Source organism: Pseudoalteromonas sp. T1lg24, from assembly GCF_002964745.1.
GTDB classification, from domain to species: domain Bacteria; phylum Pseudomonadota; class Gammaproteobacteria; order Enterobacterales; family Alteromonadaceae; genus Pseudoalteromonas; species Pseudoalteromonas spongiae.
Genome location: NZ_PQCB01000033.1, coordinates 1,528,571 through 1,550,438 on the forward strand (window position 1 = coordinate 1,528,571; position 21,868 = coordinate 1,550,438).

At 38.5% G+C, this 21,868-nt stretch carries 19 protein-coding genes and 1 pseudogene; 5 read left to right on the forward strand and 15 right to left on the reverse strand.

Annotated features, from left to right (window positions below; translation table 11 throughout):
• Positions 1-10: 10 nt before the first annotated feature.
• From C2M30_RS19015 to C2M30_RS19040, 6 genes are all read right to left on the reverse strand, one after another.
• A complete protein-coding gene (locus C2M30_RS19015; RefSeq protein ID WP_010559151.1) occupies positions 11-1,018 on the reverse strand; it encodes an isocitrate dehydrogenase in 1,008 nt (335 codons plus the stop codon).
• A gap of 191 nt (positions 1,019-1,209) precedes the next feature.
• Positions 1,210-2,811 carry a hypothetical protein gene (locus C2M30_RS19020; RefSeq protein WP_158683579.1) on the reverse strand — a complete coding sequence of 534 codons (1,602 nt, stop codon included), beginning with the start codon at positions 2,809-2,811 and terminating at the stop codon, positions 1,210-1,212.
• Positions 2,812-2,863: 52 nt separating this feature from the next.
• Positions 2,864-3,247: a DUF3192 domain-containing protein gene (locus C2M30_RS19025; RefSeq protein WP_010559153.1), complete on the reverse strand. Its 384-nt coding sequence runs from the start codon at positions 3,245-3,247 to the stop codon at positions 2,864-2,866.
• Position 3,248: 1 nt separating this feature from the next.
• Positions 3,249-4,037, reverse strand: coding sequence for a flap endonuclease Xni (gene xni / locus C2M30_RS19030; protein ID WP_105172892.1), 789 nt, complete (start codon positions 4,035-4,037; stop codon positions 3,249-3,251).
• Between the two features lie 107 nt (positions 4,038-4,144).
• The gene (gene ppnN / locus C2M30_RS19035) at positions 4,145-5,497 is read right to left on the reverse strand and encodes a nucleotide 5'-monophosphate nucleosidase PpnN (RefSeq protein ID WP_105172893.1); all 1,353 of its coding nucleotides are present in this window, start codon (positions 5,495-5,497) and stop codon (positions 4,145-4,147) included.
• Positions 5,498-5,590: 93 nt separating this feature from the next.
• Positions 5,591-7,126, reverse strand: coding sequence for a GGDEF domain-containing protein (locus C2M30_RS19040; RefSeq protein WP_105172894.1), 1,536 nt, complete (start codon positions 7,124-7,126; stop codon positions 5,591-5,593).
• Positions 7,127-7,525: 399 nt separating this feature from the next.
• On the opposite strand from C2M30_RS19040, the gene C2M30_RS19045 reads away from it, so the two are divergent.
• Positions 7,526-9,316 (forward strand): M61 family metallopeptidase, encoded by a 1,791-nt coding sequence (locus C2M30_RS19045; RefSeq protein ID WP_105172895.1) that lies wholly within the window; start codon positions 7,526-7,528, stop codon positions 9,314-9,316.
• A gap of 184 nt (positions 9,317-9,500) precedes the next feature.
• Positions 9,501-10,550: a S1C family serine protease gene (locus C2M30_RS19050; RefSeq protein WP_105172896.1), complete on the forward strand. Its 1,050-nt coding sequence runs from the start codon at positions 9,501-9,503 to the stop codon at positions 10,548-10,550.
• Positions 10,551-10,828: 278 nt separating this feature from the next.
• On the opposite strand, the pseudogene C2M30_RS22175 reads toward C2M30_RS19050, so the two are convergent.
• The 7 genes and pseudogenes from C2M30_RS22175 to C2M30_RS19085 all read right to left on the reverse strand — a co-directional run bounded on the left by C2M30_RS22175 (position 10,829) and on the right by C2M30_RS19085 (position 17,196).
• Positions 10,829-11,295: pseudogene (locus C2M30_RS22175) on the reverse strand (glycine zipper 2TM domain-containing protein).
• Positions 11,296-11,305: 10 nt separating this feature from the next.
• On the reverse strand, positions 11,306-11,905 hold the full coding sequence (gene lpoB, locus C2M30_RS19060) for a penicillin-binding protein activator LpoB (RefSeq protein ID WP_105172897.1): 600 nt from the start codon (positions 11,903-11,905) through the stop codon (positions 11,306-11,308).
• A gap of 37 nt (positions 11,906-11,942) precedes the next feature.
• Positions 11,943-12,371, reverse strand: a complete 429-nt coding sequence (locus tag C2M30_RS19065) for a YcfL family protein (protein WP_105172898.1) — start codon at positions 12,369-12,371, stop codon at positions 11,943-11,945.
• 9 nt (positions 12,372-12,380) lie between these two features.
• A complete protein-coding gene (locus C2M30_RS19070; protein WP_158683581.1) occupies positions 12,381-13,649 on the reverse strand; it encodes a COG3014 family protein in 1,269 nt (422 codons plus the stop codon).
• A 291-nt stretch (positions 13,650-13,940) separates the two neighbouring features.
• On the reverse strand, positions 13,941-15,743 hold the full coding sequence (locus C2M30_RS19075; RefSeq protein ID WP_100915200.1) for a DEAD/DEAH box helicase: 1,803 nt from the start codon (positions 15,741-15,743) through the stop codon (positions 13,941-13,943).
• Between the two features lie 252 nt (positions 15,744-15,995).
• The gene (locus C2M30_RS19080) at positions 15,996-16,358 is read right to left on the reverse strand and encodes a DUF5329 family protein (protein WP_105172900.1); all 363 of its coding nucleotides are present in this window, start codon (positions 16,356-16,358) and stop codon (positions 15,996-15,998) included.
• Positions 16,348-17,196: an endonuclease/exonuclease/phosphatase family protein gene (locus C2M30_RS19085; RefSeq protein WP_158683583.1), complete on the reverse strand. Its 849-nt coding sequence runs from the start codon at positions 17,194-17,196 to the stop codon at positions 16,348-16,350. The genes C2M30_RS19080 and C2M30_RS19085 overlap by 11 nt, the downstream gene beginning before the upstream one ends.
• A 179-nt stretch (positions 17,197-17,375) precedes the next feature.
• Here C2M30_RS19085 and C2M30_RS19090 point away from each other — a divergent pair, with 179 nt between their 5' ends.
• Positions 17,376-17,786 carry a DUF3718 domain-containing protein gene (locus C2M30_RS19090; RefSeq protein ID WP_105172902.1) on the forward strand — a complete coding sequence of 137 codons (411 nt, stop codon included), beginning with the start codon at positions 17,376-17,378 and terminating at the stop codon, positions 17,784-17,786.
• Between the two features lie 56 nt (positions 17,787-17,842).
• Here the strand turns inward: C2M30_RS19090 and folE are convergent, their stop codons facing one another.
• Positions 17,843-18,484 carry a GTP cyclohydrolase I FolE gene (folE, locus tag C2M30_RS19095; RefSeq protein WP_054978838.1) on the reverse strand — a complete coding sequence of 214 codons (642 nt, stop codon included), beginning with the start codon at positions 18,482-18,484 and terminating at the stop codon, positions 17,843-17,845.
• A 484-nt stretch (positions 18,485-18,968) separates the two neighbouring features.
• Between folE and C2M30_RS19100 the strand changes: the two genes are divergently transcribed.
• Positions 18,969-19,220 carry a hypothetical protein gene (locus C2M30_RS19100; RefSeq protein WP_105172903.1) on the forward strand — a complete coding sequence of 84 codons (252 nt, stop codon included), beginning with the start codon at positions 18,969-18,971 and terminating at the stop codon, positions 19,218-19,220.
• Here the strand turns inward: C2M30_RS19100 and C2M30_RS19105 are convergent.
• A complete protein-coding gene (locus C2M30_RS19105) occupies positions 19,217-21,001 on the reverse strand; it encodes an ATP-binding protein (RefSeq protein WP_105172904.1) in 1,785 nt (594 codons plus the stop codon). The two genes, C2M30_RS19100 and C2M30_RS19105, sit on opposite strands and share 4 nt — an antisense overlap.
• Before the next feature lie 326 nt (positions 21,002-21,327).
• On the opposite strand from C2M30_RS19105, the gene C2M30_RS19110 reads away from it, so the two are divergent.
• Positions 21,328-21,669, forward strand: coding sequence for a hypothetical protein (locus C2M30_RS19110; protein ID WP_105172905.1), 342 nt, complete (start codon positions 21,328-21,330; stop codon positions 21,667-21,669).
• The last annotated feature ends 199 nt before the right edge of the window (positions 21,670-21,868 follow it).

The window sequence follows — 21,868 nt, forward strand, 5'->3', positions numbered from 1 at the left end:
TTTTTAAAAATTATAATGCTTCGATAACTGCTTGGGTAAAGTCAGTCGTTCCGTGGCTACCACCTAAGTCGCGTGTAGTACGGTCGCCTGTTTTAATTACGTGAGCAATGGCTTTACGAATACGCTCAGCTTTTTCTGCTTCACCTAAATACTCTAGCATTTGAATAGACGCAAGAATCACAGATGTTGGGTTTGCAAGGTTTTTACCAGCGATATCTGGTGCACTACCGTGTACCGCTTCAAAAATAGCAGCATCTTTACCAATATTTGCACCTGGTGCCATACCTAAACCACCAACAAGGCCAGCACATAAATCAGAAAGAATGTCACCGAATAGGTTAGTTGTAACCATCACGTCGAATTCTTCTGGGTTCATTACTAGCTTCATGCATGTCGCATCTACAATCATTTCAGCAGATTCAATTTCAGGATAACGCTCAGCAACTTCACGCGCTACTTTCAAGAAAAGGCCCGATGTCGATTTCAGAATGTTTGCTTTGTGTACAGCAGTTACTTTTTTACGACCTTCACGTTTTGCTAGTTCGTAAGCGAAAGTAACGATTTTCTCAGCACCTTCACGTGTGATCTTTGACATTGCCTCTGCTTCAGTACCATCTTCAGATACAACTTGGCCAAGACCAGAGTACATGCCCTGTGTATTTTCACGGATTGTAATGATATCAATGTCGTCGTAACGCGCTTTAGTACCTTCAAATGACTTAACTGGACGAACGTTAGCGTACAAGTTAAACTTTTTACGTAATGTAACGTTAATTGACGTAAAGCCTTCACCTACAGGTGTTGTTAGCGGGCCTTTTAAAGTGATTTTGTTGCGTTCGATTGCATCAAGGGTTGCTTGTGGTAAAAGCTCACCTGTTTTTTCAAGTGCAGCAAGACCCGCATCAACAAATTCATACTCATAATCGCAACCAACTGCATTTAGGATCTCAAGCGCTGAATCAATGATGCTTGGACCAATACCATCGCCTTTAATAACCGTAATGGTTTGCTTAGACATTAAATTTTCCTTTAACTGAATCGAGCTACCCGGTTGGGTAACTGTGTACGTGAGATTGTCACGAACAAGCATAGCATCGTGATGCCAACTGGTTAGTTATTAATGCTTGCTCATATTATTATTCAACGGCTATTTATAGCAATTTTTAGCAGATTAATCCACAAAAGGCGTAAAAATGACGGTATTTGTAATTATAAAACCCTGTTAACAGGACTAAAGTCTAATAACTTGGTTAAATAATTATCTAAATTTTCTATTTGAAGTTGTTGTTGAGCATAAATCATCTGCTGCTTTATGTGCGCCGGTTGTTGCTCTAACGTTTGGCCTAAGTAAACCAAATTACAAATTACTAAGTGGACAAAACACGCACTGTGTACCTCTGTACCCTCAGTTAATTGATACCCATTTTGGCTAATTTCAAAAAACGGATTTGCTTTTACCTGATCAGGTAATTCTTGGTTATGTAACGCATAGAAATTAACTAACGAATTGATATCTGTAATGCTGTGTTTGGGCGTAGTGGTGTTTATCGGCAAAACTATGCCGTGCGGAAACAGTTTAAACGTAAATGCGATGTACTTTAATGCGTAATTGATGACTTTTTGACATGGAAAATGCGGGTCGATTATTTTGTAGCTTTCAATAAACGCAATCAACAACGAAACGCGATTTTCAACGTAATGCCAATTGAGCTTTCCTAAACTGCGTAAACGTTGCAATAACTGCTGATTTTCTAATAAGTCAGGTAATTGCTCAATGCCTACTAGTGCAATGGCGTGCCTAATATCTGATATGGGATTGTGTGAAAATCGCTGTGCTAAATTAAGCACTAACGTGTTGGCATTTGGATTTTTTGCAAGCTCGCCAAGTAATTTTCCAATACTAAAATGCGCCGCTTTTCGAATTACGTGTAAATCATGAGTAGTAAAGTATTCATTAATATGAGGTGCGTTGACGAACTTCACTAGCTCCGGCAATTTTTGCCACAAACCAATAAGCGATTCAATTTGATTCGTCGCGGCAACGCGATGCTTAACTACACGTGCACTGGTTTTTACTTCTTTAAATGACTTACTATCGGTGTGGTAACACAGTAATTTATTGTTTGATACTTGTCCCAATACACGTAATTCGAGCCCTTCGTTTCGAACCGTCTCTCCGGGTAATGGGTTATTAAATAGTTGGCCAAGTTCAGTTAAAAGTGACTTATCTTCAGTACGGGTTGCCTTTAAATAAACAGTGTGTATTGCGTCACGTAAGGTGCGCGCTGGCATATCATCAACACAGGTAATCGCTTTTGCCAGTACGTAACTTAAACGCACAATTCGGTTATCGATAGAATAGTGCGGTTGCTGTTTTATTTTAGCGACAAGATCGGTTTGCAATAACGGCAATTTGCTTAAATGTGGTTTAACAAACTGATAGGTGTAGCGATAACGGTTTTTGTAGCGCTCATGTTGTTTTGCATTTAACAATGTTTTTGCAGCAACACAATTAAGTTCGTTAGATATGGATACACAATGCGATATCGCACTTTGCAGTAATTTTACGCACGCGATACGATTTAAACCGCTTATCTTTGCAAAAATACAAATTAAAATACATTGGCGACTAATCAAATTAGTTGCGTAACTGTACTTTGCGTTATAAACAGCAAGGGTTGCTATCGAGACGTTTTGATTAGCGTGAAATGTTTCTTCAATGCGTGTCGCGGCATCAACAAGTAATGGGTAGGCTGAACGCCATTGGGTTTTGTCATTATAAACGTTAAATAGTTTGTCTAAACTATCCACGCTCTCCATTAATTGCTGGGCTAAATCCACTCAAATGTTCACTTATTCTTCGTTAATTAACTCTATCATACGCAATTTCTGCGCCAGGACCCCACGCAACGAGTTGTTCATTTTTGAAAAACATCCCTGTGCATTCATCTTTGGTAGTAATACCATCAGAATGTTCATGCTGCGTGCGGTAATAGATAATTTGAAATACGTCGTCACCTTTGCGCTTTGCAAACGTTAAGTCAGGTGACCCTAAGTTGTTAAATACTTGATCTAAAAACACAGGAGAGTCGGCCTTTAATTTACTAAGATACCGTTTATTGAAAGATTCCCTATCTTGCCAATACATGCCTTGTGGGTCGTCTTTATAAAAGTTGATAATAAGGCCCGCGGCAATCGCATAAATCCCTAACCCTAAGACAATGTATTTCAGAATTTTATTATTCATACTAAGAACTCGGTAAACGTAGCGCCTTCAAACTGAAACCAAGATGAATATCTTGGCGCAAACTTACCAATAGCTTAGCACGAATATACGCATCATGATTGTCGTTTAACTTGTTGAAAACACGTTTTAACTCATCTGGATAGTCAGTCGCTAAAAGGGCATCTTCAACTGACGGGAATTGCGTTAATAAATTGACTGCGCCTTGCTTGCCAATTCCACTTACCCCCGGAATATCATTCGTTTTATCGCCGTTGAGCGCCCAAAAATCGGTGAGTTGTGAGGGGGCTAACGAAAATTTATCAATTACAGACTGAATCGAAATATATTCGCTTTTAAAGTAGTCATACACATGAATGTAGTCGCCAAGTAAAGGCAAAAAACCTTTGTCGGTAGAGACTATTGTTGACGTTACTTTATTGGTAGACGCTTTACTTGCCAGTGTTGCGATTACGTCGTCTGCTTCATCGTGCTCAGGAACATAAACCGTTATGCCAAGTTCTGAAAATGCTTGGTAAAGTTTTGGCAATGCGTCAGCCAACTCATTAGGCATTGGCTTTCGTGATTGTTTGTAATCTGCATAATAGTGATAGCGCCAGCTCGTATCACCATCAAACACGGCAATAGCATGTGTAGCGTTCGTATTTTTTAACAGTTTTCGCGCCGCATTAACGACCCTAAAATAGGTATTTTTGGCAGCCAAATTTGCATCATTTCCTGCTTGTTGACTATCAACAGCATAAATTCGCCTTATTAAATTAAGCGCATCAATGAGTAGTAAATGAGTTGCCATGAATACCTTAACGTTAAGAAAAACTAATACGCGTTGTAAATGAACTAAATTATGAACATAAAAAAGGCGCTAATGAAGCGCCATTTTACCTGTTTTTGTTCAGAATATTAAGTTTCTATACGATAGCAGGGGGTATAAACCGCACCAGGTAGTTTCATTCTTCCTTGAGCTACAAATGCAGCGAGCAGCTTATCCATTTTAGTCATTAATTCTTTGTCGCCCGAAAGTGCAAACACACCATTGCGCTTAATCGCTTTAATGCCTTCATCTTTAACGTTACCGGCAACAATGCCAGAAAACGCACGCCTTAAATTAGCGGCTAATTGCTCTTTCGGTTGGTTCAAGTTTAAATTAAGGTTTGCCATATTATTATGTGTTGGCTCAAACGGTAATTGAAATTCAGGCTCAATTTTCAAAGACCAGTTATAGTGGTAAGCATCGCCTCGTTCTTTACGGTATTCTCTAACGTTAGCCATATTTTGACTAAAATACTTACCAACTGCTTCAGGGTCATCAATGATCACTTTAAATTTAGAAAGTGCTTCGTCGCCAAGGGTCTCTTTTACAAAGTTAACCAGCTCATCAAAATAAGCACGCGACGATTCAGGGCCAGTTAACACCACCGGCAGTGCTTGTTTTGCGTTATCAGGGTGAAGCAAAATGCCCAATAAATAAAGTAATTCTTCGGCTGTGCCTGCACCGCCCGGAAAAATAATTATACCGTGCGCAGTTCGAATAAATGCCTCTAAGCGCTTTTCGATATCAGGTAAAATTACCAGCTGATTAACAATTGGGTTAGGGGGCTCGGCCGCAATAATACTTGGTTCAGTTAACCCTAAGTAACGGTTTTGCGTAAAACGTTGTTTTGCATGTCCAATTGTGGCGCCTTTCATCGGGCCTTTCATTGCGCCTGGTCCACAACCAGTGCATATATTTAAATTACGTAAGCCTAGTTGATACCCAACTTCTTTGGTGTACTTATATTCAACTTCTTTAATAGAATGCCCGCCCCAACACACGATCATGTTGGGATCTTCGCTTGGCTTTAATACCCGAGCATTACGCAGCATATCGAATACAACATGGGTAATGTGCGATGAACTCGTAAGGTTAATTTTGCCATCTTGATATTTGTCTTTAATAAACACAATGTCGCGAATAACTGCGAGTAAATGTTCGTTAATACCGGTAATAATTTTACCATCGACAAATGCATGCTCAGGGGGGTTAATAAGTTCTACTTTGATACCGCGCTCACGACACAGTAAATTGATATCAAAGTCTTGGTATTTATCGTAAATTTCAACACTAGAATCGGTATGACTACCGACATTAAGAACTGCGAGCGAACAATTACGGAATAAGCGATAAAGCTCGCTGGTTGATGAGCGTTTAAGCGCTTCAACTTCTAATTGTGAAAGTAAATCTAACGCGCCTGTTGGATTGATCTGTACTTGCATAGGCGACTCCTTGTACGTCTAAACTATATTTAAATTATGCAAATTATAATAAGCACTTAATTTAAATATAGTTTTTTATCATCACTAAGCAAGCTAATTTTTTAGAACAATGCGGTCACGTCCTGAGTTCTTCGCTTGGTACAAAGCTTCGTCTGCTCGGTCGAAGGCTTCTTGCATTGAATCGCCTTCTTTTAACTGTGTTGCACCAAACGAGATAGTAATGGTTACTGCTTTTTGTTTAAATTTAAATGGAATTGCCTTAACGGAACGCCTTAGTTTTTCCAGTGGTACCGAAATTTGTTCTAACTTGCTATGGGGCATAATAAGTACAAATTCTTCACCACCAAAGCGAGCGATAAAGTCGGTAACACGAATGGCTTTTTTGAGTGCTTTAGCCACTACTTGCAAGGTTTTATCACCCGCGCTATGACCGTAATTATCATTAATCGCTTTAAAATGGTCGATATCTGCAACCACAATACACAGGTCGTGGTGGTCGCGCTTAAAAGTGTTGTATTCAAGCGCAAAGCGTTCATCAAACGCTGCGCGATTTGGCAGTTGAGTTAGGCTATCTTGTAAACTCTTGAAACGTTGCTCGGCTAGACGCTCTTGATATTGCTCGGTTTCTTTCTCGAGTTTATTAACACGCTCACCCATTTCTTTTAACGTAGTGACCAGCTCTTCTCGTTCTTGTTGCTCTAGCTTTTCTTTATTTGCGAGATCAACCGTTAACGATTCCATTTTTTCGGAAATAAGCTGTTTTAGCGTGGTTATATTTTGCGCTTCATCAACATCTTGGCTAATGGTGTGCATTTTGTGCTGAATTTGCGCGTTTAAATCTTCCATTTGCGAGTTTATTTGGCTAGAGCGTTTTACTGACTCCATTAAACTCGCTTGCAATAAACTTAGCGTTTCATTGATTGCAAATAAGAACTTCTGTGCAGACGCACGTTCTTGAGAAATTGTTTCAACAATAATTCGAATAATTTCGACGCAACAATCCAGTAGTACAGGTAAACTAAATTCCTGTGACACTTTTTGTTTTATTGAATCAATGCGTTTACCACTTTCGCCTTCAAACGCTAATTCACTGAGTAAATTTTGTAACTCTTGCGCAAGTTCTGCAGATTCTACTATGGCGTCGCTACCGTCTGCTTGGTGTTTTTTCTCTAACACTGCATGATAAATTTCTACAAGGCGCGTTAATACAGGAATAAACTCGGTGGTTGCTTTTACATTCTCTAAATCACTTGTCAGTAAAATGCGAAGATTGCGACGTAAATCGTCAGGCAATCCCTTTTGGCGTTGAAGCTTTCTGCCAGCGGAGTCGACGCTTTGGTGTAACGCCTTTAGATTGGTTTCTGCGCGAGTGGCTTGCTCTTTAAATAGTTTCGAGATCTCTTCAAGTAGCGGGACTAACTGTTCGTAATCAACACCTTTTTGAATCGTACTGCGATACTTTGCTAAGCGATTATCTAATTCAAGGTCTAAACCTTTGCAAACTAACGATAGTTTGGCGATGAATTGAGTTAAATAGTCAACTTGTACTTTATAAGCATGTTCGAGTTGTTTACGCCCTTTGATTGCTGAGTCTAACTTTGTGCGTAGAATACTAACTTGCTGAGACACCGTAATTTTTACCTATTTCTTTTGAGCAGTTGAAGTTTATCTCAATGCGCTGTCAATTTCGAGTCAAAATATGCTTATACTAAAGCATAGTTGCTTTTTAAGAATTTGTTCTTATTCGACTAAATACATAAAATTTAAATAGTTAGCTTAGCTATTGTTGTGATGTTCTGGATTAAGGTTTTGAATCTTCTAAGGTATAGCGATTTTGTTGCAAGTTGATTGTTGTTAATTTAATGATAATCACACTAAACGGTTATAATCATTTTGTTACATCATGGTTACTCAATTATTCATAACGTTACATATAGAATATAAACAGTAGGCGACTACCTCAGATGCTGGTATTAAAAAGTGAAAATTGCTAGGGTTACGTAATTTTCTACTTTGCTTAATGGTATTATGAAACGTTTTATTCCTGCTTTTCTTCCGTTTGTTACGGCGTCATTATTTTATACAAGTCCGGTATTTGCCAAGGTTGATTATCAACTAACGATTGCACAAGGTGAACATCATTTAGGTGATGTCAGCGCCGAGTTTCCGAGTGGTTCAGAACAATTAATCGTAAAATTACCTTCGTGGCGTACTGGCCGTTATGAATTACTGGATATGGCGAACGGCATTCGTTTATTTAGTGCACAAGACGAAAGCGGGAAAGCGTTAAATTGGCAAAAAATTGATTCTAACTCTTGGCAGATTAGCACCACACCTAATCAAAAAGTAAAAATCAGCTATCAAGTTTACGCAAACGAGTTAGGCATGCGTTCACGTCATATCGATGATAGCCATGCATTTATCGATGCATCAGGCTTTTTTATGTTTTCAGAAGCCTATCGTGACCAAAAGGTGACTGTGGACTTAAACGTACCATCTGATTGGCGCAGTGTATCAGGCATGGATAATGGTGAGCACGCACATCAATTCGTCGCCGATAACTATGATATTCTTGTTGATTCACCCATTGAAACCGGTATTAATAAGCTATTCAAATGGCAAGTAGATGATCGCGACTATGAACTTGTTGTATGGGGTGAGGGTAACTACGACACTGATAAAATGATTACTGACCTTAAAAAGTTAGTTAAAACAGGTTCAGATATTTGGCACGCCTACCCATATAAACGTTACGTTTTTATGGTACATGCGACCAGTGGTGCAAGAGGTGCGACAGAACACCTCAACTCAACCATCATCCAACGTCAGCGTGATTCTTTTCGTGAAAGAGATGATTACATAGGATTTATTACCACCGCCTCTCACGAATTTGTTCACACTTGGAATGTAAAAGGGTATCGCCCACAAGGCTTAACGCCTTACAACTATACAGACCATAATTACACAGATTTACTTTGGGTAGCGGAAGGCTCAACCAGCTATTTTGACGACTTATTGTTAATTCGTGGCGATATTATTACGTTGAAAGAATACTTTAAGGGGTTGTCTAAAAACATTAATAAACACCTTGCACGACCTGGTCGTGAAATCCAATCGGCATCTGAAACCAGCTTTGATAAATGGATAAATCAAGGGGGAGATCATGATACTAACTTTTCGACCAATATTTACAGTGAAGGTGCCTTGTTATCGTGGGCGCTAGATGTAAAACTTATTTCAGATAGTAATGGTAAGGTCAGTTATCGCGATGTACATCGTGCGCTTTATAAAGATTTTGCCTTGCCAAAAGGATTCACTAGCGGCGATGTAAAAACGATTTTAAAGGCGGTATCTGGCAACGATTACACTGCGTGGTGGCAACAAAATATTGATAGCCCCGCAATGCTTAATTTTGATGACATGCTAAATACTGTTGGCCTTAAGTTTGATTATCCAAAAAGCGTAAGCTTTGCTGCAAGTGCTGATTTAAATGGTGATTATAAAGAAGGCCAAGTTTTTATAAATAAAGTTAAGCGCGAAGGAAGCGCATGGAAAGCAGGATTAACTACTAGCGATATTATTGTTGCGATTAACGGTCAGCGAATTAGCGAACCATTTGATAAATATCTAAAACGCTTTAAGCCAGGTCAATCAATTGATATCAGTTATTTTAGACGTGACACCTTACATTCAACTAAATTATTACTGAGTGAAAAAGCGAGTAGCCCTAAGGTTATTAGTTTAGTTAAAAAACCATCTCGCAAACAAAAAGCATTGTTTAAAGCGTGGTTAGGTGTCGATTACCCTAAGAGCTTATAAGTTACGATAAAATGGCGCGCTCAACCAGTGTTGAGCGCGCCACTTTAATCTTTAACAAACCATTCCTGTTATTATTCATTTCCACTAAACGTGCTTAGTCAATAACGCATTGAAAAATTGTTGTTTACTTTGACAACATTACACTCAAAAATAACACGACTCAATTACACCCCAAGGAATAGTCGTGTTTAAAAATATACTTAAGCCAGCGCTCTTATTGATGGTACTTGTTAGTGTTTCTGCTTTTTCAAAGGATTATAGTAGCCTTTATAAAAAGCTCGATAAATCTGTCGTTATTATTTATTCAGACAGCCAAGAAGTAAGAGCTGAAGACGACAAGTTAGTGACCAAAACAGCGAGCAGCTTGGGCTCAGGCACGCTGATAAATCAACAAGGTTTAATATTAACCGCGGCGCACGTAGTAAATAGTGCAGATGAACTTACGGTTACGGTAAAAGAACGCGGTACTTACAAAGCAAAAGTATTGGCTAGTTTTGAAGCTGCGGATATTGCGTTAATTAAATTGATCAGCAACGAAACTGATTTTCCGTTCGTAAAACTGGGGGATTCAAATAATGCTGAAATTGGTAATGAGGTGTTTGTTATTGGCACGCCTTATGGGTTAGAACACACATTAACAGTAGGGCACTTCAGTGGTAAACGCATTTATCAGCGCCCTGGATTTAATAAAATTGAGTTTATTCAAACAGACGCTGCAATAAACCAAGGTAATTCCGGTGGCCCATTATTTTTAGATAATGGCGAATTAATTGGTGTTGTCAGCTATATCCAATCTCGTTCTGGCGGTAACGAAGGTCTTGGTTTTGCTGCAAGCACTGCAATGGTTAAAGATATTTTAATCGCGCAACCTATGGTGTGGTTTGGTTTTGAATACACTTTTTTAACACCGGTAATGGCAGCTGCATTAAATATTCCGCAACGAGCAGGGTTATTAGTTGAAAAAGTAACAACGCAAAGTTTTGCGGAAAAACTCGGGCTTAAAGGCGGAATAGTGCCAGCCATTATCGATAACAACCCAATTATCTTAGGAGGGGATGTTGTTTTGTCGATTGGCCCGCATATATTAACGGGTGAAGAGCAAAATTATCTTAATATTCTAAATTATATGCGTTCACTGAAAGGTGGCGATAAAGTAACGTTTAAAGTGTTGCGCTTAGGTCATGAAATAGAACTTGAAGCAGCATTACCAAATTTAAAAATTAAACTTATGTAAAACATTAAGCTCAAAGTTAAAAATAAAATTAGCACCTTAGTATCGTAAAGGTGCTAATTATTACCTTAATTAACAAGCTGATATCGAACGCGCTACAAATAAAAAAGAATATTTAACCCTTTCTTTTCAGGTAGTTTATACTTATGATAACGTCACATTAAAAGGAGTTTAATAATGGCAAAATCACAAGGCAAAGGATCTGTTCATAAAGACATCATATTGTACTTTATTCTTGTACTGGCAATCGCCGCAATTCCAATCTTATATTTTCAATTTATTTAGTAAGCGGTATCAACACGCACGGTATTTGACTGTAGATAAACGATTCTCACCGTTGACCCTTTGCTAAATTGCATGTGGCTGTCGTAATCTTGTATTACCATAACGCGTTGTTTATCTTCAGTTAAAATCATCATTTCAATCAGCTTTACAGTACGCTGTCGGTAATCCGGAATATTATTTTTAGCAATCGACGCGCCAATGATAGAGCCCAGTATGGTTGCGGCAACTTGACCGCTTCCATCACCAAATTGGTTACCAATAACGCCGCCAAGAGTGCTCCACCAAAGTGTTTCCAACCCGCTGATTTATCGCGTATCAATTCAGTATCAGTAATATGGCGAACAGTCTCTACTTTGCCATAAACCACTTTTTCTACGGGAACCGCTTTATTACGCTCATAACCAAGGGTTTTACAACTCACTATAGCTAAAACGAGTGTCGAAATTATGACAAAAATGCGCATATTCATAGCATTACCAACCTACACGTTTTTTCTCACGATTTTTACGGATCTCTGTTTCATCAGCCCATTCAACTAAGCCAGTTTTAAGGTCCATTAATCGCATAGTGAATTTGTAATAAACATCTTGTTTGTCTTTGTTGAACTTTACAATGCTTGAAAGATTGCCATATAACATATATTCAGCGCCAACATGCTGTCCAAAAGCAATCGCCTTACTTTGATCCACCATGCCACCATCTTGCTGAAACGTTAATTGCTCACGGGCTGCTTCAACACGCGCCATATCAACAAAACGCACGCTTCCAGAGCGTAATAGTTTAGTTGATATAGAGTCTGTAATCGATTCTGTATCTATGTGTTCGCTGGTTTTGTTCTTGATACGTTCAACGAAAAAGATAGGTCTGCCATTTTGACTAAACTCTTTCATCGCAGCAGAAACCAATAGCGAATCCGTCATTTCAGCCGCGACTTTTTGTAAGTCGGTCGAACCAAAACCAATGTCGACTGTTTCTACTTCTGTTGCATCGCCATATGTCACCACTTCTCGGTTTGCACACCCACTAATCGCTAATGTTGTTAATAGGCTTAATGTAAATAAACTGTTTTTCATAGTAATTCCTTAATATTTTTCGCACAGAGCTTATGTACTAAAAGCGATAAATTGTTTCGTTGATTTCGCGTACATACAAACGAAATTTCACAACGTCTTTTGTTGGTGCAATTGCACCTAAATTTACAACTTGATGACCGTGAAGTGGCAATGACTTCCACGGCTCTTTACCTTGCTCAATTACAAAGCCGTCTTTATCAAACCAATTAAAATGGTACTGTAGGTTTTGCGTTTTTTTATAGCTGCTGGTTAATTCTAAATTTACGTCAAGCAGGCCATTGGTTGTACGCGTGAGTACATTTGAAATGACTAATCGTTTTGCAAGTGTTGGATTATCAACTTTTAAATGCGCCTGCCAATTATCGTTTGCTGTGATCTGTTCGGTTCCTGTTCCAGATGTGACGGGCTTGCCGGCACAACCTTGTAACAACGCAAAGAAAATTAAAATGCCAATTATGTTTTTCATATTCATCACCTATATCGTATAAACCGTTGTATTTAGTGTCGAACCAAGATTAACGACCTTAATCAAAACGGATTTGTTACCATCTGTTGAAAACGAAACGGGATGTGTTATCCCATTTAAATTTATCGAAAGCGTATGCTCACCGCTTGTAAGATATGTTTTTGCAATTTGATAATTATTCGCGAGCGTTAACCACGAGCGAGTATCTGCACGCTCGCTCGCAAGGTTGTAAAGTGTTGCGATTATATTGCCAACATCACCGCCATTGCGCGCGGCGCTTTTTCTAAATTGCTCTTTTGCGATTAGCCGTGTTATTTGCCTTGCAACGATTCCGGGCATACGCTCCTTTAAATCTTTTGCCGCAAGGGCAGAGAGTTTAACGATTGTCTCGCTTTGTAATGTTTGTTCGCCAATATTAATAGATAGAGGTGCTGCGTATTCATGGTTATTTGCATAACTTGGTAATGCAACACTATAAAAACGAATATCATCGCGGGATGTAAATATTGGCAAATCGATACGAGCTTCTGTTTTTTCAGGAATTAAGCCTTGCTCTATTAACACAAGCACTGGCACTTGGTTATTCTTCGTTTGGGGCAAATCAGCATTAAATCGCGCTTTGAAGTAGTCATATTCGTCACTAAAGCCAAGGTACTTAGCTAAACGCAAAATATCTTGCTGTAAATAGGTGTTTTCAGAATATATATCGATTGCACGTTTGTAATCGATATAAGCGGCATTGTATTCACCCGTAGCTTCGTATAAAAAACCTGACAAATAAAACGTAAACGCATTTTGAAAGCCATTTTTAACCGAGCCAATCATATCGTCCATAGTTGGATAGCGGCTGTATAGGTCGTTTAAATCTAACGATGTTTTTGCTGCTGCTTTTTCTAATTCGTTTTGATTTTTTTTAAGTGCCTGTTGCTGTATTAAATTAGCGCGTCTAACTTCTACTAACGCACCTTCTATATTTTTTAAAGCGACATAGTTAAGCGATTGCAGCGTGTGCACCATAGTTTGTTCAAAGTAGGGGACGCGGTAGTCTCTTACATTGTCATTAGTTAAAAACGACGCCGTTGTTTGCAATCCTTCACTGATTTCAATATTTGCTGCAAAATTTTGTTTATCAATCTGATGCAGGGCGTTTTCGAATGCAACTTTGCTGTCTGTGTAATTTTCAGAGAGTTGTGACACCCTTGCATTTTCAAGCTGACCTAGCGTATTAGATACGTTATTTGCTGAATGTGTTGGTAGCAAACTTGCGGCTTGTTGCATGTTTGCGCTCTGTAATGCGTTACGAGCAGGGGTGAGTTGTTCAGTGTAGTTGGAAAATAGCTGTCCGCTGGTTATGCTGCTGCAAGCAGACAAAAAAACCAGTGCACATGTAATAATTGAAGCATGAAATACTAAACGCAAATTTCACCTAACAGCCATATTCATTAAATTAAATTCATATACAGTATGAGCGTCTAAATAGTTTATTTCACGTTTTATGTTGTTGAAATTTGTAAGTGATTAATAACAAAAAAGCCATGCAATGCATGGCTTTTTTGGAGCTAACCTTAATTAGTTAAACGTTGGCATTGAACGCTCATCTCTTCTTGGTCTGCTTTTCTTTTTAAATGTTTTAATAGAACGATCATCGTTGCTACGCTCACGTTTACGAGGTGGACGCTTACCACGATTTTCAGAATCATATTGACCCGTTGCACCTTCAACAATGCTTGGGTTAATTTTATGACGACGAATTGTCACGTTCTTTAATTTTTCAAAACCTTGGCTAGGCAACGTTTTTGGTAATTCAACGTGACAGTGGTTATCAAACAGTTTGATATTACCGATTTCACGAGAATTAATACGTACTTCATTAGCAATTGCGCCAACGATGTCACTTGGTTTAACACCTTGTGCACGACCAACTGCAAATTTATAGGTAGCGAAATCACCTGGATTACGACGTTCACGACCGCCTTCACGACGACCATCTCTGCCACCGCGCTCACGGCCACCTTCACGACGACCATCACGTGCGCCACGCTTATCTACCGGATCCGCTTGTGGGAATAGTGGTAGTTTTTGCTGTAGCTGATACAACATTGCAGCTGCTAATTGTTCCGTTGTAATTTCACTTTCTTCAGTGAACTTTGCAAGTACCTCAGTGTATTTTTCAAGGTTCGGGCTTGCTGCAACGCTTAGTAGCTTTTCTTTTGTTTTTTCAATGCGGTGCTTGCTTAATTGGCTTGCATCAGGCATTTCGAATGGCGTGATCTGACCTTCAGTTGCACGCTCTAGACGGTTAAGAAGACGCATTTCACGGTGTGATGCAAATAGAATCGCTTCACCTTCACGACCAGCACGACCAGTACGACCGATACGGTGAACATATGATTCACTATCAAATGGTAAGTCGTAGTTAATTACGTGGCTGATACGTGGTACGTCAAGACCACGCGCTACAACATCGGTTGCAATTAGAATGTGAATACGACCATTTTTAAGTTGGTCAACGATGCGTTCACGGTCTTGCTGCTGCATATCACCATTTAGTGCAGCTGCCTTGAAGCCTTTGTTTACAAGGTGCTCGGCTAGCGTCAAGGTGTCATTACGAGTACGTACGAAAACAATCATTGCATCGTAATCTACAACTTCTGCAATACGCTCTAGACCCGCTGTTTTACCAATAGCACCTACACGCCATGCACGTTGCGTGATGTTAGCTTTTGCTTGTTTTTCAACAGCAATTTTAACGTGAACAGGATCAGTTAAGAACTGAGACGTAATTTTCTTAATAGGTGCTGGCATAGTTGCAGAGAAGAACGCCATCTGCGTATCTTCTGGCACATGGTCTAAGATCCATTCGATATCGTCTAAGAAACCCATGTTAAGCATTTCGTCTGCTTCATCTAATACACATGCTTTTAGGTTGTCTAGGTTTAAACGACCTTTTTCAATGTGGTCCATCATACGACCTGGTGTACCTACAACAATTTGTGGGCCACGTTTTAGATCGCGGTTTTGGATAGTATAAGATTGGCCACCGTAAACAGTCGCAATATTTAAGCCGCGAATGTTTTTAGCGAAATCTGTAATTGCTTCTGCTACCTGAATAGCAAGCTCACGTGTAGGACATACCACTAACATTTGTGGTGCGTTTAGGTTTGCATCTAGGCGTGCTAGTAGTGGTAAACCAAATGCTGCAGTTTTACCTGTACCTGTTTGCGCTTCACCTAGTACATCTTTACCTGCTAATAATGCCGGAATTGACTGTTGTTGGATTGGAGTTGGCTCTACAAAACCAAGTTCTGTAATTGCACTTAGAATAGGGGTAGGAAGGTTTAGTTCTTCGAATAAAATTTTGTCGTTTGACATCTACTACTCAACTTTTTTGCGGCTTTCGCCTAAATAAGATACACGGAGGTAGAGGCCAAAATGTAGAAATATACATGGCAGCATATAGCACCCAAATAGCGTTAGCTATTTTAGTTATGTTTGGTCTTTACCTCGTCACACAGTTAACGCGTAATTTAGCGTTCATTCCGACGATTGGCTGATAAAGTCCCAAAACACAGCGCTTGCCGGAGTTGGTGCACTATACAGTAATATACTGCCAATGCAAGTAATTTAGCGGTTTCGCGTTGATTTTTTAAAATTAGTCAGTTTATTATTTAACCACTCATTACTGTTAACAGCTTCTTTATTAGGACATTTTATCTTATAGGCTATACCCGTCCACGCGCTTTTAGTTGCGAGGTTTTTAATAAAGGATTTGCCGTTTTGTGCGTATGATTTTCCATTATTATATTTTAATGTTAGGTGCTCAGCGGCACGTTTCGCTGGATGGGAAACGCCATTGCGTATAAACAAACAATCGCTTTGTTTTATCTCGTTTATTAAAAATTTTACCTCAAGCGGCATTGCTCCGTGGGCAAACGTAGATAAACATAATAGTAATATACTTATTTGAATGCTTATTTTAGAGCTCACTGAATTCTAGCTCCGCAACAACAAAGGCATGATCCGACAGCGCGCCTTCAACATTGTAATATGACTTAAAAGTAAAGTGTTTAGATACCATTATCCAATCGAGTCTTTTTGCGCCAAAGGTATTGAGTTCATTAGACTGTGCATTATAAATACGTAAGCCATAGTTATCTGATAAGGTTTTAACGATTGAATTTTGCCAACGCCAATCGGTATTAAAGTCGCCCATAATTATCATAGGGGTGTTCACATCCTTAAGTGTGGTAAGAAGTTTCTTAATTTGCTTATTACGTACTGATGCTCTCGAGAAATCTAAATGCAAAGAAACCACAATGATATCTTGAGTTTGCTTGTTTAAACTAACCTTAGCGTAACTAAATCCCTTATTAGTTGTAGGCCAACTTGGGGCAAACGTAATGCCATCACAATCAATAAGTGGAAGTTTAGAAAAAAGCGCGGTTCCATAGTCTCCCCACCAGGCTTTTACATGACTCGAAGCAACGTAATTTTGAAAATTTGTTCGTTTTAATAAGTAATCCACATGACTAAATTGACCACTCCACCAAGAGGCTTTGTCTATTTCTTGAAATGCAACAATATCGGGATTGATTTGATTCACCTTTGTCGCAATCGCGTTTAAATTTGTTTTAATCTGCTCAATTGAGCTGGTTATCTGAGAGAAATTGGTACCGCGCCCGTGGGCGATGTTGGCACTCATTACCGTAACTGTATTTTTCTGAGTATATGAGGCAGAGCGAGTGTTATCACAATAACTACTGGCTGCAACATTTAAACACCAGACACTTATTATCAAAATGGTTAACTTAAATACTTTTTGCAAATTGGTCACCTTTAGCCTGCCATTTTCATCGTTAATATGAAAACAGCTTGTTAATGATGTGAGCTTAATGATCACTGAGTTAGTTTAATTTGTAGACAGTTTGGTTTTAGCTATATTTTCCATTGTTAAACTAAATTTAGTGTATATAATTCGCTCAAAATTCATTTAGGAGCTATATTATGCTTAAGTTAATTTCAGTACTTACTCTCACTATGTCGTCATTTGCCTTTGCAAGCAACGATGTGTCTAAAGATACATTCTATACTTCTGTATGTAATGTAGCCAAAACGAATGGATTTCAAGCTGCTAAAGCATTTGCAAAAGAGCAGGGCGTATTTATCAGTGAACATTATTCAGATATTGCGTGTAATGGCGTTTCACTTAAAACCTTTGCTAAAACGCAAAAAGAAAATCAAAACTCAACGCAAGAGTTTAATTTAGTAGATGATAGTGACGCGACGCAATTATGTGCAAAAGCGGCTAAGCTTGGTGTTAAAGCAGTTGCGAAGCGAAGTAAGAATGTTAAAGCAATTACCTGTAATGGCATGCCAGTCACTGAGTTTGTGAAAAGCATTAATACTGCAAGCTAACGTAAAATTGTATTTAATTAAAAAAGGTGTGATTTTTAATCACACCTTTTTTTGTATTAATTCGCTAAGAACTCAGCGCGAGTATTGCTATTGGTTTTGAAATCGCCACCTAATGCAGTGGTTGATGTTTCAGACGTGGCATCCATTACACCACGGCTTTTAACACAATAGTGAGTTGCGTTAATTGATACTGCAACATTGTCAGTTTCAAGCAAGGCTTGTAAAGCAATGAGTATTTGCTGTGTTAATCGCTCTTGTACTTGAGGGCGCTTAGCAAAAAAGCGCACAATACGATTGATTTTAGACAGACCTATGATCTTTTCATTTGGAATATAAGCGACCTTGGCGTAACCATCGATGGTAACAAAATGATGCTCGCAGGTACTCGTTAGTGAAATGTTATTCACTTTAACCATTTCATCTACTTGCATTTTATTTTCAATTAACGCAATTTTTGGAAAGGTTTCGTAATCAAGCCCCGAAAAAATCTCATGCACATACATTTTTGCAATGCGATGTGGCGTTTCGGCTAGGCTATCATCATTAAGATCAAGCCCAAGTGTATCAACAACTTCTGTAAATAAGCCTTTTAGTTTGTCATATTTTTGTTCTGAACTAAGGCCTACGTCTTTGAGAGGTGTTTCTAACCCCTTAGCAATAAGCGCTTCTTTTACAAGAGTGGCTTCTTTGGAAATCATGTTACTTCCTAAATATGGCTGAACGATAGCCAGTGACCTCAATCAATAGTAATTGAGATGATTAACGACGCATTTAAAGGGGTATATTGTAGAGATTTTGCCAAAATTCACAATCATAAAAACGAATTCTATATTTCAAAACAACCACTTTGCTTAATTTATACACTGCCACTTATTTGGCAATACGCTATTAACACTTCATAAATAGTTTATTTTCTAATACCTATATCTAATTTACACACACAAATGTATTTAACGCTAAAACTAGTAAAGTGAAAATAAGTAGGGTAGTTTTGTAGAATCTATGAATAAATAGTCAGTGCTTATTATGAAATTACTTGCGTTACTCTCTGTAGTAATTCTGTTTGTTTTGTTACTCAATCTCTTTGGAAAATTCTTAGCTAAGAAAGCGGGCAAAAATAAATAGGAATTTAAATTCGCTTCTTGATAGAATAACTTCACGATTAGTAAAGAAGTACATACTATGGATTTAGTTCAGTCCCTTTTTAATTATGCTTGGCAGATTGTTGTTTACTTATTTCTGCTTTGGCTCGTTTATTATTTCTTTACTAATACCTCTCGTACCACCAAGGTATCCGTTACCTTAGCATCAGCACTTATTATCGCAGTGGGCGTAAGCACCGGCATGTTAGAAAACCAATTCAACAATATTGATGCTGCGTCTGAACAACACATTAAGCATATCAAAGCGATACAGGAAACTTACGACTCTTAGTCATCCAGTACATTTGAGTTATCAACAAAGCCTTTTAAGGTTTTATACAACAGGTTTTTATCAATTGGCTTAGCGATGTGGCTATTGAACCCAATGCGGTGATAGTTCAATACATCGTTTTTCATCACATTCGCCGTTATCGCAATGATTGGAACGTCGGCATTTTCGCTTTTTATACGACGACACGCCTCCATGCCATCCATTTTTGGCATTTGAATATCCATTAAAATTAAATCGGGTGATAACGCTGTAAATTGTTCTACTGCATCAGCGCCGTTAGTGACAAAGTGAAGTGTTGCATTAGTTGCCTCCATCATAGCTTTGATAATTACGGTGTTAAGTGCGTTATCTTCCGCGATTAAAATTGATAGATGCTTTAAATCGGGTGGGGTAATTGTTTGTTCTTCACACACCAGGGTATTTTTTTTACTTTGCGCTAATGGTAAAAACACAGATACCTGCGTACCTTGGTTAATGGTGCTTGTTGCGCTGATTTCCCCTCCCATTATAGTAACAAGGCTTTTCGTAATTGCCATTCCTAAACCTGTGCCACCAAACTTGCGGGTAATACTCGAATCGGCTTGGGTAAATCGTTCAAAAAGTTGAAGTAAAGCGTCTTCACTCATGCCTATCCCTGTATCGGTTACCACAAAACTCACGCCGTTAATGTTATTTAATTGTTTGCGGCAAACAGACACCGTAACACCACCGGTTTCTGTAAATTTCACTGCGTTTGACGTTAAATTAAGTAAGATTTGACCGACACGCACCGGATCGCCAATCCATAAATCGCTCATGTCTTTATCTTTTTCTATGGTAAATGAAATGCGTTTTTCGGTCGCTAAAGGTAAAACGTTAGACGATAAACTTTCTAAAACGTCAACCAAAGAAAAATCAACCTGTTCAATATTGATCCGCTTAGCTTCAATCTTAGAAAAATCCAAAATATCATTAATAATGCTCAATAAAGCTTTACACGAGAACAACGCCTTGGAAGCTAAGTCGATGTTTTTACCTTGCTTTAAGTTACCTTGTAGTAATTGTAACGATCCCATAATGCCATTCAGCGGTGTTCTAATTTCATGACTCATATTTGCTAGAAAATCGGATTTAACGCGCGCGCCTTCCAACGCTTTATTTGTTAGTTCGTGTTCTTTTTTATTTGCTGATATTAATTTAATAAAATAAATAGCGAACAAACAAAGAAAAATCACAATACTAGCAATATGAACGCTATAGGCGACAGAAAAATGGTTGTTTATTAATTTTCCTTGCTTTGTTAAACGAGATTTAAGTTCACTATCAAACTGTGCAAACGCTTTAAGTGCGGGTAAATCATCCACTTTTACAACAGCATCAATCTGTTCACTGGTTTTACCTTGGCTAACCATAACTAACATGATATTTAGCTTTTGTTCGTAGGCATTAACCGTTTTGCTAATGATATTAATTGACTCAGGCGTATACTGATTAAACTGCTTAAGCCTTTCTAAAGTAGACTTTATATCTTGTAGGTTTTGATTAAGTAATGGCAGGTAACGATCAACGTCTTTACGTAATACTAAATTTTTAAAATTATGAATGAATCCGCCGTATCCCATTTTTTGTATAAGCTTGTCATGTAATGAGTATACTTGCTGTGCATCAGTTGAATACAAACGCCATTGCTTATCAACCTGACTATAAAAATACAGTGAGACAAATGTAAGCGCAATAGCAGTTACAATAACCGCGATTGTGTATATGCTGAGTAATTGACGTTGTTTTTTTATGTCACTCATGTAAAACGTAATTTATAAAATAATTTATTCTTTATATAGTTAAGAACATAATTCGAAAATTGCACTAAAGAATTGGTATAGGTTGATAAGCAATGGCGCCACACCTAAACACCTGTAATGTACGTTATGTTAAATTGCATGTTTTGCGTCATAATGTGTCTATTTCCTTGTACCCGCCAAAATTATATAAAACCCCGTAAAATCCACACTTTTCAATTTACATCAAAAACACATAGAACATTTTGGAATATATTTAGAACCCTTATTCCTTTACATCAAACCGCGCGGACGTTGGTTACTTACAAAGATTCAAGGAATACGGATAGATGAACAGACAACGTGTGATTATAGAAGCCAGCTTTGAGGAATTGATATTTTATGCGGGATTTGCCAAAGCCTGCAACACACATGCGCGAATTGATAAATCCCGTGTATGTGAATATTTATCGGTTTCAAAACGTACGCTTGAACGGTGGATAAGAACAAATGACCCGCGCCCACGTGCGCGAACCCTTTTAGAAGTCCGTTATCGTGGTGCCATTGGCTGGGGTGAGCAATGGGAAAATGTTTTTATCAATCGTGATGGTTTATTGCAAACCGAAACGGGCGCTTACTCTCTTAGTGATATTGAGAACATTAAAACCTTACATCAAAGCCTTAATTTTTAGCAGACTCAGGTGCATAAACGCAAAATGAAAATAGCCAAACTAGAAAAGTTGGTTATAGCGCGTAAACGTACTAAATCCGCGCAATTACACTGGAACGCAAATTAAGCCGCATTAATTACGGTTATTTTAACGTACCTATAAAAACAAGCATTTTAACCCTACAAGAGCTCAATCATGCTTGACAGGCCATGGTAGTTTG

Excerpts from the sequence above, each read along its gene's own strand:
- C2M30_RS19015 (WP_010559151.1), bottom strand. The coding sequence starts at position 1,018 with ATGTCTAAGCAAACCATTACGGTTATTAAAGGCGATGGTATTGGTCCA.
- C2M30_RS19025 (WP_010559153.1), bottom strand. The coding sequence starts at position 3,247 with ATGAATAATAAAATTCTGAAATACATTGTCTTAGGGTTAGGGATTTAT.
- xni (WP_105172892.1), bottom strand. The coding sequence starts at position 4,037 with ATGGCAACTCATTTACTACTCATTGATGCGCTTAATTTAATAAGGCGA.
- ppnN (WP_105172893.1), bottom strand. The coding sequence starts at position 5,497 with ATGCAAGTACAGATCAATCCAACAGGCGCGTTAGATTTACTTTCACAA.
- C2M30_RS19045 (WP_105172895.1), top strand. The coding sequence starts at position 7,526 with ATGAAACGTTTTATTCCTGCTTTTCTTCCGTTTGTTACGGCGTCATTA.
- lpoB (WP_105172897.1), bottom strand. The coding sequence starts at position 11,905 with ATGAAAAACAGTTTATTTACATTAAGCCTATTAACAACATTAGCGATT.
- C2M30_RS19065 (WP_105172898.1), bottom strand. The coding sequence starts at position 12,371 with ATGAAAAACATAATTGGCATTTTAATTTTCTTTGCGTTGTTACAAGGT.
- C2M30_RS19070 (WP_158683581.1), bottom strand. The coding sequence starts at position 13,649 with ATGCAACAAGCCGCAAGTTTGCTACCAACACATTCAGCAAATAACGTA.
- C2M30_RS19075 (WP_100915200.1), bottom strand. The coding sequence starts at position 15,743 with ATGTCAAACGACAAAATTTTATTCGAAGAACTAAACCTTCCTACCCCT.
- C2M30_RS19090 (WP_105172902.1), top strand. The coding sequence starts at position 17,376 with ATGCTTAAGTTAATTTCAGTACTTACTCTCACTATGTCGTCATTTGCC.
- folE (WP_054978838.1), bottom strand. The coding sequence starts at position 18,484 with ATGATTTCCAAAGAAGCCACTCTTGTAAAAGAAGCGCTTATTGCTAAG.
- C2M30_RS19100 (WP_105172903.1), top strand. The coding sequence starts at position 18,969 with ATGGATTTAGTTCAGTCCCTTTTTAATTATGCTTGGCAGATTGTTGTT.
- C2M30_RS19105 (WP_105172904.1), bottom strand. The coding sequence starts at position 21,001 with ATGAGTGACATAAAAAAACAACGTCAATTACTCAGCATATACACAATC.
- C2M30_RS19110 (WP_105172905.1), top strand. The coding sequence starts at position 21,328 with ATGAACAGACAACGTGTGATTATAGAAGCCAGCTTTGAGGAATTGATA.